General features: G+C 57.4%; 8 protein-coding genes. 5 read left to right on the top strand and 3 right to left on the bottom strand.

Features of this window, described 5'->3' with window-relative positions:
- A complete protein-coding gene (locus CQ041_RS09675; RefSeq protein ID WP_105522553.1) occupies positions 1 to 1623 on the bottom strand; it encodes a methyl-accepting chemotaxis protein in 1623 nt (540 codons plus the stop codon).
- Positions 1624 to 1885: 262 nt separating this feature from the next.
- On the opposite strand from CQ041_RS09675, the gene CQ041_RS09670 reads away from it, so the two are divergent.
- Positions 1886 to 2248, top strand: a complete 363-nt coding sequence (locus CQ041_RS09670) for a hypothetical protein (RefSeq protein WP_105522552.1) — start codon at positions 1886 to 1888, stop codon at positions 2246 to 2248.
- Between the two features lie 52 nt (positions 2249 to 2300).
- Here the strand turns inward: CQ041_RS09670 and CQ041_RS09665 are convergent, their stop codons facing one another.
- Positions 2301 to 3416, bottom strand: a complete 1116-nt coding sequence (locus CQ041_RS09665) for an enoyl-CoA hydratase/isomerase family protein (RefSeq protein ID WP_105522551.1) — start codon at positions 3414 to 3416, stop codon at positions 2301 to 2303.
- Positions 3417 to 3552: 136 nt separating this feature from the next.
- Here CQ041_RS09665 and ung point away from each other — a divergent pair, with 136 nt between their 5' ends.
- The 4 genes from ung (at position 3553) to CQ041_RS09645 (ending at position 11210) form a co-directional block, all read left to right on the top strand.
- Entirely contained in the window at positions 3553 to 4245 is a 693-nt protein-coding gene (gene ung, locus CQ041_RS09660; RefSeq protein WP_105522550.1) for a uracil-DNA glycosylase, read from the top strand.
- A gap of 170 nt (positions 4246 to 4415) precedes the next feature.
- A complete protein-coding gene (locus tag CQ041_RS09655; protein WP_105522549.1) occupies positions 4416 to 6410 on the top strand; it encodes a hypothetical protein in 1995 nt (664 codons plus the stop codon).
- A 255-nt stretch (positions 6411 to 6665) separates the two neighbouring features.
- A complete protein-coding gene (locus CQ041_RS09650) occupies positions 6666 to 8699 on the top strand; it encodes a hypothetical protein (RefSeq protein WP_146116057.1) in 2034 nt (677 codons plus the stop codon).
- A 252-nt stretch (positions 8700 to 8951) separates the two neighbouring features.
- Complete coding sequence (locus CQ041_RS09645) at positions 8952 to 11210, top strand: autotransporter outer membrane beta-barrel domain-containing protein (RefSeq protein ID WP_105522547.1); 2259 nt, start codon at positions 8952 to 8954, stop codon at positions 11208 to 11210.
- Between the two features lie 89 nt (positions 11211 to 11299).
- Here the strand turns inward: CQ041_RS09645 and CQ041_RS09640 are convergent, their stop codons facing one another.
- Entirely contained in the window at positions 11300 to 14851 is a 3552-nt protein-coding gene (locus CQ041_RS09640) for a YncE family protein (RefSeq protein WP_177429376.1), read from the bottom strand.
- Positions 14852 to 14978: the final 127 nt, after the last annotated feature.

Genomic DNA, 14978 nt, shown 5'->3' with positions numbered 1-14978 from the left:
TTAGAGCTGGAACTTGCTGACGAGTACGTTGAACGAAGTGGCCAGACGCGACAGGTCCTGGCTGGACGCATTGGTCTGGTGAGCACCGGCGGCCGTCTGGGTGGACAGGTCCTGGATGTTCAGCAGGTTGCGGTCGACTTCACGGGCCACCTGGGCCTGCTCTTCCGAGGCGGAGGCGATGACCAGGTTGCGCTCGTTGATCTTCGCCACGCTGGCGGTGATCCGTTGCAGCGCTTCGCCAGCGTTCTGCGCCAGGGTCTGGGTGTTGTTGGCCCAGGTCAGGCTCTTGTTCATCGCCGCGACCGCATCATCGGCGCCGGTCTGCACCTCACCAATCATCTTTTCAATATCGACGGTGGATGTCTGGGTGCGATGCGCCAGCGCACGCACTTCATCGGCGACCACTGCAAAACCACGGCCTTGCTCGCCCGCGCGGGCTGCTTCAATGGCCGCGTTGAGGGCCAGCAGGTTGGTCTGGTCGGCGATGCCACGGATCACGTCGATCACCTTGCCGATTTCCCGTACCTGGCCGGCAAGATCTGCAACCGACTGGGTGGAGTCGTTGATCTCTCCCACCATCGAGCTCATGCCCGACACGGCCTGTTCCACTTGCTGGCGGCCGTCTTCGGCTTCGGTAGTCGCCTGGCGTGAGGCTTCCGAGGTCGAGACGGCGTTGCTCGCCACTTCGTCCACGGCGGCGGTCATCTGGTTGACGGCGGTGGCGGCTTGTTGAATTTCATCATTCTGGCGGGTCAGGCCACGGCTGCTTTCATCGGTGACCGCGCTCAGCTCTTCGGCGGCCGAAGCGAGTTGGTCGGAGGCGTTGGCGATTTCGACCAGCGTGCTTTTCAAGCCGCCCTGCATGTCTGACAGCGCCATCAGCAGTTGGCCGGCTTCGTCGGTGCGTTCAGTGAGGATTGCCTGGGTCAGGTCCCCTTGGGCAATGCGTTGGGCGCTTTCTACCGCCTGCGCGATAGGGCGGGTGATCAGGCGGGTGATCAATACACCCACGGTGATCGCAATGATGAACGCCAAAACAATGCCGCTGATCATCCAGGTCAAGGCGCTGGCACGCAGCTCATCGGCGGCAACGGCACCTTCCTTGATCTGGCGGTTATTGGACTCGATCATCACGCGGATCAACTCGCGCGCCTGACGGAACAGTTCATTGTTGGTGGTGTTGAGCTGAGTGCGGGCCTGCTCGACCTGGTTGCCGTCGAGCAGCGCCATGATGCGTTCGGAGCTGCTGATGTAGGTGGGCCAGATCTGGTCGAGCTTGTCTCCCGCTGACCGCTCGTCATCTTCCAGCGGCGTTGCGCGGTAGGTGGCGTAGGCACCCTGGCTGCGCTTGAGTTCCTGGACGATGTCCTGACGCACGCGATCGCGGTCTTGTTGGGCCACGTCACCGTTGCTGGCATCCATCAACCGGTACAGCCCGCGGTTGTGGGCGACCAGACCGTTGAGGGTGGCTGCCGTGTTGCTCACGGAGACCAGGTTGTTGGAGAACGTCAGCTCCAATGCCGTAGCGAGGCGAACCACCCCTTTGATCCCCAGCAGGCCGACCCCGAGGGTGACCAACGCACACAGTAAGAATGAAAGCAGCAGCTTGGTGGAGATTTTCATGGTTCAAATCCGGCAGTAGAAGCGAGGGTCGCACGCTAGAGCCTCTGTGGCTCGGTACGATGTCATAGTGACATCATCGCAATTGAGAAAGTTGCGAGCCAGATAAATTTACTGAATCGATAAAGTTTGCGTAGATGTATCAAGCTGTTACGAAAACGCACCAGATTCAGTTTTTGATGTCTGATATTTCGTCATTCAGTGAAAGTTGAATGCCGCCCTCCAGCGTCGCTGGAGGCGCTCTTCCGCGGTCCAGGAGGCCGCCATGTATCGACGACTGCTGCTCAGCGCTTTACTCGGTCTGACCCTTTCCGCTTGCGTGCCCTATTACGAAGGCGGGCAGAGCTATTACCGTTCGCAGGTCTACACCTCACCGGCGCCGGTGTACTACTACGGCGGCGGCACGGCGTACCCTTACCGTCGCGACTACTACCCCGCGCCGCGCTATTACGCGCCACAACCGCGCTACTACTCGGCGCCACGTTATTACCAACCGGCCCCGCGTTATTACGGACCGCGTGCGGGTTACCGGCCGTATCCAAACCAAGGCTGGGGTGGTGATCGTTGGAGGAATGGTGGGCATGGACGCGGCGCCGACCATGGAGGTGGCCGCGGCGGTCACCGGTGACAGGTTTGTACTGCAAGCGGCGCATGAAGCGCCGCTTTTTTATGGGCGCGACTCATCCGTAATCAGACAAGTCCGCCAGTGGATGGCGGCCTTCCCACGCCTTGTGAAAATGCGCCTGCACCACCGCGTCCGGGATCGCATTGATATCGGGCCAGTGCCAGTGGGGCTTCTGGTCCTTGTCGATCAAGCGCGCGCGCACCCCTTCGGCAAACTCAGGATGACGGCAGCAATTGAGGCTCAGGGTGTATTCCATTTGGAACACCTGGGCCAGGGACATATGCCGGGCGCGCTGGATCTGTTCCCACACCAGGTGAGCGGTCAGCGGGCAGCCTTCGCTCAAGGTCTTGCCAGCGCGGCTGAGCAGCGGGTCGGTATGCTCGCGCAACTGGCTCAAGGCGCGCCAGGCGCTGCGCACATCGCCGACGTCCAGCCAGGCATCAATCTGCGTGCGCCGTGGCAGCCATTGGGCCTCGGGTTGCTGGGCAAGCGCTTCCTGTGCCAGCGCCTTGAGCAGGCTGTTGAGTTGTATCTCGGTCTGTTCCTGCCAGTTCAATTGCAGCAGGCCATCCAGCAGGTCGTCTTGTTGATCGTCGCGCAGGAAGCGGTCGGCCAGCCCCAGGTCCAAGGCATCGCGGCCGTTGATGTGCGCGCCGGTGAGGCCCAGGAACATCCCGAGCTTGCCCGGCAAGCGTGACAGGAACCAACTGGCACCGACGTCCGGGTACAGGCCGATGCTGATTTCAGGCATGGCGAGCCGGCTACTCGGCGTGACGATACGCACCGCAGCACTTTGCAGCAGGCCCATGCCACCGCCCAGCACATAACCGTGGCCCCAGCAGATAACGGGTTTGGGGAAGGTGTGCAGGCGGTAGTCGAGACGGTATTCCGCCGCAAAAAATTGCGCGGCCAGGTCGGGCACCGTGCCAGGCTGTTCAAGGCACGCGATGGCCAGGCTGCGCACTTCACCGCCGGCGCAGAATGCCTTGGGTCCGTTGCCACGCAGCAGCACGCAGACGATGTTCGGGTCTTTGGCCCAGGCGTCCAGGCGTTCGGACAGGGCCAGGATCATCGGCAAGGAGAGGGCGTTCAGGGATTTTTCTGCGTCGAGGCTGGCGATGCCAATGCGGGCACCGTCGCTGCCGGTCAGTTCTTCGAAGTGCAGGTTCATCGTGACCTCAATCGAGAAGGTGAAGGATCAGTATGATCGCTGCGTAGGAAAGTGCCGGTGGCGTGTGAGATCAATTGACAAGCGGGGTCGGCTTTCCTAGGGTTCGCCTCATTCTTTTTTACAAGACAATACAATCATGACCGAAGACGACCGTATCAAACTTGAGCCCAGCTGGAAACACGCCTTGCGGGATGAGTTCGAACAGCCGTACATGGCCCAATTGCGCGAGTTCCTGCGCGAGGAACATGCCGCCGGCAAAGAGATCTACCCGCCCGGCCCGCTGATCTTCAACGCCCTCAACTCCACGCCGCTGGACAAGGTCAAGGTGGTGATCCTGGGTCAAGACCCGTACCACGGCCCCGGCCAGGCCCATGGTCTGTGCTTTTCGGTGCAACCGGGCATTCCGACGCCGCCGTCGCTGCTCAATATCTATAAAGAACTCAAGCGCGACCTGAACATCGACATCCCTAACCACGGCTGCCTGCAACGCTGGGCCGATCAGGGCGTGCTGCTGCTCAACACCACCATGACCGTAGAGCGTGCCAACGCCAATGCCCATGCCGGCAAGGGCTGGCAGTTCTTTACTGATCGGATTATCGAAGTGGTCAGCGAGCATCAGCCGCACTTGGTGTTTTTGCTGTGGGGCGCCCATGCCCAGGGCAAGCAGAAGCTGATCGATGCCACCAAGCACCTGGTGCTGACCTCGGTGCATCCGTCGCCATTGTCGGCGTATCGCGGGTTTTTGGGGTGCGGGCATTTCAGCCGTACCAACAAGTTTCTTGAGCAGAATGGCGAGACGCCGATCGAGTGGCGTCTGCCGCCGCTTTAAGCACGCCTGGGTACAGCGCAAGCAAGGTTTACGCCATATAGCCCTGTTAGTTCTGACAGTATCCACTCAGGCAATTTACGCTTTAACTGTTCTCCTGACCGTAGGCGGCGGGTTCGTGCCAGCGCAGTAGTCCATGGTCGCCACATCATGGGTTGCGCGGGGAGAATGAGATGACTGACTCAAAGGTACGCCAACAGAAAAAAAACGTCGGTAACAAGGTCCGTCCCAACAAAAGAAAACCGAAGCCCCCTGCAGGGGGGGCTGCCGCTTCAACGCTCGCGGTGGTGGGCCCATTACCGGAAGACGGCCTTCCACTGTTATGGGATGAAGCCGCTCGCAAAATCCCCCTGTCAGTCCGGGGCCAGCCTTTCAAAATCACTATTCCAGATGTGTGGACGCCCAATAATGCGGCGACTAACGTGCGCACCGACGTTCAGTACTTCTGGAAGGGCGACCATGTGTGGACTGAGCAGATCTTTGGTCCCTATGATCCCGCGGTCCTTTTCCCGTACACCAAAGAGCTGCCGGCATGGCTGCTGGATACGCCCGGTATCAGCCAGATGTTTTACCGGATCAGTGGAGTGTTGTTGCCGACGGGGGAGTCGGACCGAACGCTGATTGATGTCGACGATATCCCCCCCAACCTGGACAACCCAGGCGCCGAATTGATATTCAGCGCCGATACGCTTGACGGTGTGAGTGATGCCGAACTCACCGCTGACGCAGGTATTCCCAGTGAAGTTCCACGTTACCTGAGCATGCGCACTGAAGACGTGGTCATGTATTTCTTTGGGCTGCTCCCCAATATCAATTATGTCGGCAGTTTGAGCGTTGAACGGCGCCACATTGAAGACGGTGACCCACTGCTGTACCTGATTCCCGAGGCGTTTGTTCGCAACAGTGGGGGGGGTGAAAGGTGGGCGTCCTATCGGTTGATGGACCGTGTCGGCAACATCGGGCCTTTTTCCGCTCCGGTCAAACTCGATATCAACCTGATTTCCTTGCCAGACTTGCTCCGGCCTTTGGTGCCTCGGGCAGAAACCGATGGGCTGATTGACCTGGATGATATCCGCCAAGGGGTGAGCGTCTCTATCCGCGAAGTAGCAGGGGCGCTTGCTGGAGATATCATTACGCTGCGTTGGAACACCTATGTTCTGGCGACGATTACGGTCGGCGCGACACAGATCTGGCCCATTCCCGTGGAGGTTATGTGGCCGATATTCCTGGTCGGCGGGTTTGACGCTCGCTACCCGGTAAGGGTCTGGTACGCGTTTGCGCGGGGGGCGCTCACCAAAAACTCACCGGACACCTTCATTGAAGTCGATGCTACGGTGGCAGGTGATCCCCCGGTCAGTCCCGATCCGATCAACCCCGCGTTGGCGCCTGTAACGGTCAAAGGGGTCACTGAGGATAACGTTGTTACCCCGGCAGACTCCCCCGGCCCTGTTTTGGTCGAAGTGCCTTTGTTTTTCAATCCGGAGGTGGGGGAAAACCTGCGCCTTTTCTGGGGCAATGACGCCGCATTTGCCGATATCAAAGTGGTTGATCCCGGGGATGTCGCCGGGCAGACCGTGCAGTTGTTCGTGCCGTGGGCCTTGATCGTCGCGGGGGGTGGGCTGGTAGAGGTTTATTACTGGACCTATAACGGCGTCAATTATCAACGTAGCCCTGCCACCCAGGTGCGGGTTGAGTTGGACACGTTAACGGGGCTGCTTGCCCCCAACCTACTGAACGATCACCCGAGCAAATGGATCACTTGCGATACCGTCCCTCAGCCTTATGAGGCGGTCATCATGGGGATTCCATGGAGCACGACTCATTTTGAAGTCGGGGATACCGTCAGGTTGTTCTGGAGCAGTCACAGCACTACCAATGGTGGCGGGCCACCTATCCCGGGGTCTCAGGTCGGGTTTGAAGTGGAGCTGACGGAGGCCCATAGAACTGCCGGCGTGGTAGAGGTCTACATCGAACCTTTCGATCCGTTGATCACGGTGCCTGGGCTGATTCCAAGCAATGGTTCAGGGTTGACCTACTACCGTCTGTACAAAGCGTCGGGCCCAACGGGCAAGTCAGCATTCAGATTCTCGCGGATTGATCTTATCCGGCCTAATGGATCGACCTGTCTCGCGCCGCCCGCAAGTAAGCAGTCGAAGCCTGGCAAATAAAAATCCCAATAGAAAACAGGTTGAACGACAGAGGGGCTTAGGCCCCTTTGTTGTTTTAAATCAGGGCCGGCCAATGCAGCATTAGCGCTAATCAAAGTAATCGCGCACGTTCTTATTGTTTTTGGCGATGTGCCTATGTGCACGGCAACACAACGACGACGACGACGACGCTTGATTGGTTACACCGCACACCTGTCAATGTTGACAGGTGTGCGAATGAGGTTGGAAGTGCCTAATACAGATGGCCTTATGTCCGTGAGCGAGACGGACGAGTTATCTAAACTTCCGGAGTCAACCAAGATGGCAAGTTTAAAGAACACCAACAGCCCCAAAGAGCCCAAAGCTGGCAAGAAAGCCAAGAAAAAAGCCAAGACGGCTGTTCGCTCGGTTTTGACAGAGCCTCGGTCTACCCGCAAGGCGCCACGGGCAGGTACGCTTGACCCAGTCGAAGGGTTGAATACGCTGCCTGACATAACCGATGGTCAGCCCAACCTGATGAGTATCGAGACGCTTTACCTGGACGGATTGAAGTTCGCGGTCCCCAGATGGAGCATAGGGGGAGGCGCCCCGGGAGCGCGTCACCAACTGGAAATCAGGCTCAATAATGTGCTCATCATGCCCCGTGAAGACCTCGGTACTAACCTGGGGGCTCCCGGCCTAACATGGCCTCGTCCTTATACCCTCACTCAAGCCCAAGTGGGAGATCACGGTGTCAAAAGCCTGACCTATGAAGTGTTTTTAAATCCGGCGACCAACAGTTCGAGAGAGCCGGTGAACGTTACAATCGACCGTTACGACACACACGCCAGGATTCGGCCTGCGAAGGCAGCGCTTCCGTCCTGGGTGGTCGATGGCAAAGTAACAGTGGAGTTGCTCGCAGTGCCGGGCAACACCTTCATCGTGACCTGCAGCGGTCGGCTTGATCCTCAGGCGGGTGATGAACTGTTGCTTTTCTGGGATTTCACAGATTCGACCCCGGTTGTCACTCTCAGCAATTTGCCCGTCAATAATTCACCGGTAGACGTTACCGTGCCCCTTGCGGATATTTTGAGCAAGCCCTCAGGTATCTATCAAATGGCGTACATCTATAAAGACCGAGCGGGTAACGAATCCACCTTTCCCCCATACCTGGCGGAGATAACGCTTTCCGTCGAGCCCAGCCCTTCAAACCTGCAGCCGCCTGTCGTGCCTGAATCGCCGTTGGATCGGGAAGATGCTCAGTTGAATCGCGCTTATGTTCGAATCACGGGCTTCGATAATGCTGAAATTGGCGATCAAATCGTGGTCAGCTTTAACGGGCGACTGCTCTATCACACGGTCAACAACTTCATATTCCCTAAAGACGTTCCAATACCATGGCTCGATTTGGCGTTTGGAGGCCAGACTGCCCCCTATGTTGCCCCGGTTTTTTACAACGTTGTTCGAAACGGAAGCGCCTCCCCGAATTCCGCCACAATCAACGTACCCGTGGATATTTCTGCACCGGGCCTGGAACCTGATCCGGGCGGTCCTGGGCCGGTCAACCCAAACCTCGGCCTGCTGACACTCACCTCGGCCGGCGGCCTGACCAACGAAATCGGCCCGGGTGATACGGGTAATGCCACGGTTACTTTTGCTGTGTATAACGGCGCAACGGCGGGTCAGCTAATTCAGATTTACTTGAAGGGCCTGCCCATGCTGACACCGCCTTACACCGTCACCGTGGCGGACGAGACGGCTACACAGTTCAGTATTACGGTTCCCGCAGCAGGCATTGCCCTGGCCGGTAACGGTGTGCACGATGCCTATTACAGCCTCAATAACGGAACCAACAATAACGTCATCGACTCCTTGCCAACCCCGATCGATGTGAAGGCATTCGTAATTGAAGATTTGGCCGCGCTTGAATACCCGGATTCGATAGATTCCGGTATTGGCGACGACTCCCGCTTCATGAATTGCGATCATGGCGTTGCGTCAGGCATCAAAACCAGAATCATCAGCCCCGGCAAGTTGAAGGCCGGTGACAAAGTGAGCCTCGTGTGGGTGATCTATGGGCCTGATGACTTCTACTCGACCGTTGTAGTGCTCAGCCATGAGTTCGCTCCCGTGACCGTCACCATCGATCACTTTGCCGGGCACCCTGGCGAAGAGTTTATGGTGCCCTTCGCCACCTATATCTCACCTGTCACCGAGGGGCGTGTCGAGGCTTACTACAAAGTGCTCGGCGCGGGCGGTACGCCGGGACAGTCCGAACCTTCCATTTTGTACGTCACCCGCAAGCGCCTGGGCGGCGGTACTTGTGGCTGAAGCGCTGTTCCCAATGCACTGAGTCGTTCCCGATAACCCTTGAGGTCAATGCCTCAAGGGTTATTGGTTTTGCCCTGACGGTTCGCGTCAACGCTGCGCCCATCCATCATTAAGGAAAGTCCTACAAGGTCGTAGATTCGGCCTACATGAAGTTCCTCTGCGGGTACGTAATCTCTGCGCCTCTGAAAGCCCGAGTCGATGAGTCCTGTAATCGATTGGCTTGTTCAGTCACCCGACTAGAGGTTCTACCCAATGAATACCAACGTGTTTTTCAAACGTTCGCGCTTGTCTGCCGCGATCAAAATCCTGGCGATCGCTCCTTTTTCGCTGGCGGCAACTCACGTGTCCGCCGTGGACCTGGGCGCAGGTCAGCAGCTTGTCATTGATGCAGGCAGCGATTTTGATCGCTACACCCTGAAAGACGGTGCAAAGCTGATCTCCAACGGTGGTTCGATTCTCAGCATCCTGTCGCAGAATTCGACCTTTGAAATGAATGGCGGCGAGGTTGTGGCGGGCTCCGAACACGGCGTCCGGTTGTACGGCAGCCAGGCAACCATTCGCGATGCTCGAATTTCCAGCGCCAGCGGCATTGGGATGATCGTGGGCGAGCAAGATGGTGTAGGCAGTCACGCCCGGGTGTCCAACAGCCGGATCGAAGGCGCCACCTATGGCGTCAACCTGGGGCGGGAAAGTACGCTGCAGATGACGAACACGGATGTCATTGGCGGCGAGTTTGGCATACTGGCAATCGACGGCAACCTGACCGCCCAAGGCGGCAGTATCACCGGCGGCACCAATGGTCTCTATGTGTTTCGCACTGCTGATGGGATTGCACCCGCCAGCGTTCACCTCGAGGGCACCCGGGTAGTTGGGGAAACCGGTGCCGCCATCGTGGTGGACTCACCGGGGGTTGGTACTACGCCAATCACGCTCGTCAATGGCACCACGCTGGAGGGTGGCAACGGCAACATGTTGGAGGTGATCAACGGCGGCTCCGCTGACGTATTGGTCAACAACAGCAACCTGGCCGGCAACATTCAGGTAGGCGCCGGCAGTGCCCTGGACCTGAACCTGGATTTCGCCTCCATGAAGGGCGACATCATCAACGACGGTGGCACCGCCAATGTGGGCCTGAGCAACGGCGCAGTCCTGACCGGCCGCCTGGAAAACGTCGACAAGTTGTCGGTCAACAGCGATGCCACCTGGGTGTTGGTAGATGGCCAGGGTGAACTCAAGGAATTGTCGATGAACGGCGGTAACGTCAAGTTCGGCGACTCGGGCGCGTTCCACCAACTGGACGTGACCCACCTCAATGGCACCGGCGGCACCTTTATCATGAAGGCGGACTTCTCCACGTTGACAGGCGACTTCCTCAACGTGACCGGTACGTCATCCGGCGCCCACCAGTTGCTGATCGCCAGCACCGGTGCCGATCCGTTGTCCGATGACCGTTTGCATGTGGTTCACACCGCCGATGGCGGGGCGAGCTTCAGCCTGGTAGGCGACCGCGTAGACGTGGGTACCTATTCCTACGGCCTGGTCAGCGATAACCGTGATCACGATTGGTACCTGGATCCGAACAACAAGGTGATCAGCCCAAGCACCAACTCGGTATTGGCCTTGTTCAACGCGGCACCGAGTGTGTTGCTGGGTGAAATGACTACCCTGCGTACCCGTATGGGCGAGTTGCGCTTCAACGATGGCAAGTCCTCCGGGTTGTGGAGCCGTGCCTATGGCAACAAGTACGAAGTGTCCAACGACAAGACCGGCCTGGGTTACAACCAGTCCCAACGCGGTTTCACCCTTGGTGCCGATGCGCCGTTGCAGGCCGGTGATGGCCAATGGTTGATCGGTGCAATGGCCGGCCACAGTGCCTCGGACCTGGACCTCAACCGTGGCAGCAAGGCTGAGATCAAGAGCTACTACGTCGGCGGCTACGCCACTTGGCTGGATGCCGAAAGCGGCTTCTACTTCGACGGCGTGCTCAAGCTCAACCGCTTGCACAGTGATTCCGACGTGGCGATGAGCGACGGCAAGAAAGCCAAGGGCAACTACACGCAAAACGCCGTGGGCGCCTCGGCGGAAGTGGGTCGTCACATCAAGCTGGACGATGGCTATTTCGTTGAACCCTACGGACAAGTCGCGGCAGTGATCACCCAGGCCCAGAGCTACACCCTGGACAATGGCCTGCAGGCCAAGGGCGATCGTTCGAGCACGGTGATCGGTGAAGTCGGCGTGACCGCTGGCCGCAACTTCCAATTGGAAAGTGGCAGCGTGTTGCAGCCGTACCTCAAGGCCGCAGTGGCCCATGAGTTCGACCAGAGCAGCAAGGTGTTCGTCAATGACAACTCGTTCAATAACGACCTGTCGGGTTCACGCTTGAAGCTGGGCGCGGGCGTGGCGATGTCGGTGTCGCAGAACCTGAAGCTGCATGCGGATCTGGAGCGCAGTGTAGGCAAGACTATCAAGCAACCACTGGGGGTGAATGTGGGGTTGCGCTTCGAATTCTAAGGTGATGCAGTTGCAGGCTTGATGATGCATAAAAAAACCCGTACGCAAGTACGGGTTTTTTTATGCCATCTCCTTGAGTACCTCGTGACTTACAGCTTGACCAGTGTCGCGAAGTCGGCCTTACCGTTTGCTACCAGCATATGTTTGCCATCGGGTGTGACTTCAGCATCCATAGGGCCGTGGAATTCCGGCAACACACTGATGAGTTCAGGCCTGTCGTTTGTGGTGTCGAGAATGCTGACTTCATCGCGATCAAAATCACCAACATAAATCTTCTCGGCGATGGGGTGCGTAGCAACCATCCTTGCGTTGTCGAATGTCGTCACCTTAAGAAGCAGGGTATTGAGTTTTCGATTGAAAACCCCCAACTCGTTACCTTTGACATAAAAGCCGTTATCGCCGGTTTGCGAAAAAGCAAGATCGGCGACGGCCCCGGGAAACGGTGCTGATGTGATCCAAGAATCGGAGGCAGTATTGTACCGACGCATCCCGAATGAAGCCCCAAGGTCAGCAAATAGGATATTCTCGGGGCTCATGAAAACCCTCGATATTTGCGATGGAACAGTCGGGGAAACTGCTTGGACTGTATGGTTTTGCAGGTTGAGTTTTACGAGCCGATGTTCGTAATAGGAATTGAGCCACTCAGAGATTGCAGCGTACCCCCAAGAGGGTTGCCCAGAGGTTGTCGTGATATCCTCCGGTAACCGACGACCTAGTTGGATATGAGCAAGCAGTGTATAGGTATGGGCGTCAAATACACGGACGTAACTCCCTGGGTTCAAGATCTCGTGGTAATAACTCGCCAGCAGTTTTGTTCCGTCGGCACTCAAGGCAATCCCCCAGCACTTGGGCACTATAAGCGTCTGAACGACGTTGGCGGTTGGAATATCAATGACGCTGATTGACCCTGAGCCAATGTTCAATACAAATGCGATGTGGCTATCCGGCCTTATGACGATCCGGTGTCGACCCTGCCCAACCGGGATGTGTTTGACAATGGACGCCTTGCGCTGAATGCCGTAAGACACTGGTTTCAGCGCGATAGCGTTGCTTTCAAGCCCTGTCTCATCCATGGATACGCTGGCAAGCACGTTCAGGGTGCCACCATCATTGAGTTTGTCGAGATAGTCCTGCGGGATCAGATCACGCGTGCGCCTGGCTGTGAACTCTGCTGCGCTGACTTTGATGCCTTGACGCAAAAACAGATTCTCCACGCACTGCAGGTGAATGAAGACAGGTTGCTGCTGTTTGAAGAAGGGCCAGGCTTTCGCTTCGACGCTGTTAGGCTGGCTGGTATCGATCAGCCCTCCTTGCGCTTCAGGAACGCTCACCAAGTCAAGGGTTTGTTCTGACAGCGCATCCACGTCAACGGTCAGTTTGGGAGACTCAATAATCTCGTTGTTGCGCTTCACTTCAAAATGCGCGGTGAAGGACTCACCCACGTAAGCCGCGACAAAATCACTGATATAGGCAAACGTGATGTAGTCATGGCCGGCATCCGGGATCCCGGGTTTGCCAGGAATTGCGGGCATGCCTACGCCTGGCTTGTTCTGTACCACCAGCGTCACAAGGTCTGCGGGGTTCATCGGGTACTTGACCCTGAACGTGACAATACGAGGCGAAGGCGTCCAGACGTGCAGCGGGTTAAGGTGCACGACACAAGGTGCCACGTAAGTGCTTTCGAGCAGGCTCGGGCACTCGTTCAATTGTAGCTTCGCGCCTACGTTGACGATCAGTGGCAGGGATTTAAGCGGTGTGTCGGTAGGCAGCGTCCTGACTTCCCAGTGCAGTGTCATGGTGCCGTCTTTGTTCGCCAGCACCATTGCGCGTGCAATCGTGAAGGGCAGCGGTGAGCCAAACCAGGTCGGCGTCACTTTTAACCACGCGGTGGTTACACTGCCACCTGGTTTGCTGCCAGTGGCAACAATTCTGACCTCATCGTTCAGGGCGATGCTCGAATGTGGATGGACGAGCGCCCTCAGGTTGCCTTTGCTGACGAGCTCGTCAAACACATGATCAGGCGGTGGTGCTTCTGCTGAGGTGGGAGGGGGCAGCGTCACCGCAATGTCACCCACCTGGACGGTCACCGATTTCGAGGGGCGGGTGAAGTCTTCATTGACCACGTAATACGCTTTGAACGTGGAGCCCTCCAAGGCGGCGAAGCCGCTGGCATAGTCCAGGAAGTAGTCGATCGGTTCAGTGCCCGCGATCTCAGAGTATTTCGCATAAACAGGCGTGCCATCGAGGGCTTTGCCTTCGATGATCAGGTCGACCTTGTCGCTGGGATCTTGCCCGAAGAAAGGCACGGTAATTTCTACTGGATCGGTATCTACCGGCAAGGCTCCGCCCACGAGTCCTTTGACGATAGGGGCCGGCCGACTGTTGTCGACAGGTGTGCCGCGCATACTGTAAACGACGGCATTGGAGGGCGTATTGGCTTCACCCGCCCGCACGCGTTCATAAGTAATCAGCAAGCGGCCGCCCGCAAGTTTTTTGGCAAACGCCAACGGCAGAGGAACGTAAATGCGCAGCGCATTTGGCTGTGGAACGTTAACTGTTTCGGTGTGTTTTGAGGTCTCGCCTGTTGCGGTCAGCCCGAGATAGGTGACGAGTGCCTGGTCGTTGGCAGCCCAACCATGATTTCTGATGGGTATTTCAAAGTTCAGGTCGCTCGATTGTGAATCTGTGTCAATGAAGTCTTCGTCTGAACCTGCGTCGTAATCAGATTCAACTACAAATCCCTCAGGCAGCAACGGACCAGTGCCTCCACCTACGTTGCTTTGTATGAGTCTTGGAACTGAAAAGCCGATGGACTGATTACCGGCCTTATCCCTTACAAACCATTCAAGAATGTTTACCCCGGGCGTCACCTGTAGCCAAGTGCCGTAGTTGATGGTGATAACGATGGGGGCGTTGCCGGATGCCTCAAAACTGCTGACTTTGTGGGTGGCGATCACACCGCCAATACTGATGAAGATCACATCACCTTCTTTGCGGTGGTAGACCTGATCCACCAGCGGGTTCACCGGGTATTTATCAATGATCACCTTGATGCCCAGTTGAGCGGCCGCCTGGGTGATGATGCCGAAGGCTTCGATGGTTGAATCTTCGAAACGCACACGCGCCAGGTTTTCATTGATGGTGGGTGTACTGGCCTGTGGGTCGAGGCCCCCTGGCTCTTTTTGGTCCACCCAGATGCTCAAGGCGTCGGTCTGATCCGTGGTGCCACTAAAGCGCTTGACGAAGCCTTGCAACGTGTTGTTCGCCTGGTCGATAAACCGGACGGACTCAATATTCAGTGTAATGTCCTTGCCGATGGCTGCATCAGCGTCGGAGACGGTGTAGCTGGCGACCTGAAAACCATTGAGCTCAACCCAGACAAAGTCATTCCCAGCCTGTTCAAACCAAGCTTGGAGGGTGTAGATGACACCGAGGGCGCTGACCGCCAGGGCGGCTTTATTGAGAGCGCCGTCGGTGCCAGGTATGGGGGTCAGGTTAGGAATATAAGGGTATAGATCCGTGAATGGCAGCCGGGTTGAAGGGGGGCTGTGAAAACCGGGTGGGCAGCCTCCGACATCTGGCCGGTCAGGCAGGCGACCTCCAGCTTTTTTGCTCGGTCTTCTGCGCTGCACTGCGGGCACGCAACCACGCGGCAGGGCTGGCAGCGTAGTTTGATCGGGTGCAGGCTCCGTAGATGTGCAGTCACAGGGCAGGGCTGGCGGGAGATTCTGATCATGTGTCATGACGGGATACCTGTCTGAGTGTTAA

The sequence above is a fragment of the Pseudomonas sp. MYb60 genome (assembly GCF_002979555.1).
Lineage (GTDB): Bacteria > Pseudomonadota > Gammaproteobacteria > Pseudomonadales > Pseudomonadaceae > Aquipseudomonas.
Note: the sequence above shows the minus strand (reverse complement) of the source record. Positions and strands in the feature narration are given on the sequence as shown.

Bases quoted from the DNA above. Each gene is read 5' to 3' on its own strand.
- CQ041_RS09675 (WP_105522553.1), bottom strand. From the start codon at position 1,623: ATGAAAATCTCCACCAAGCTGCTGCTTTCATTCTTACTGTGTGCGTTG.
- ung (WP_105522550.1), top strand. From the start codon at position 3,553: ATGACCGAAGACGACCGTATCAAACTTGAGCCCAGCTGGAAACACGCC.
- CQ041_RS09665 (WP_105522551.1), bottom strand. From the start codon at position 3,416: ATGAACCTGCACTTCGAAGAACTGACCGGCAGCGACGGTGCCCGCATT.
- CQ041_RS09655 (WP_105522549.1), top strand. From the start codon at position 4,416: ATGACTGACTCAAAGGTACGCCAACAGAAAAAAAACGTCGGTAACAAG.
- CQ041_RS09645 (WP_105522547.1), top strand. From the start codon at position 8,952: ATGAATACCAACGTGTTTTTCAAACGTTCGCGCTTGTCTGCCGCGATC.
- CQ041_RS09670 (WP_105522552.1), top strand. From the start codon at position 1,886: ATGTATCGACGACTGCTGCTCAGCGCTTTACTCGGTCTGACCCTTTCC.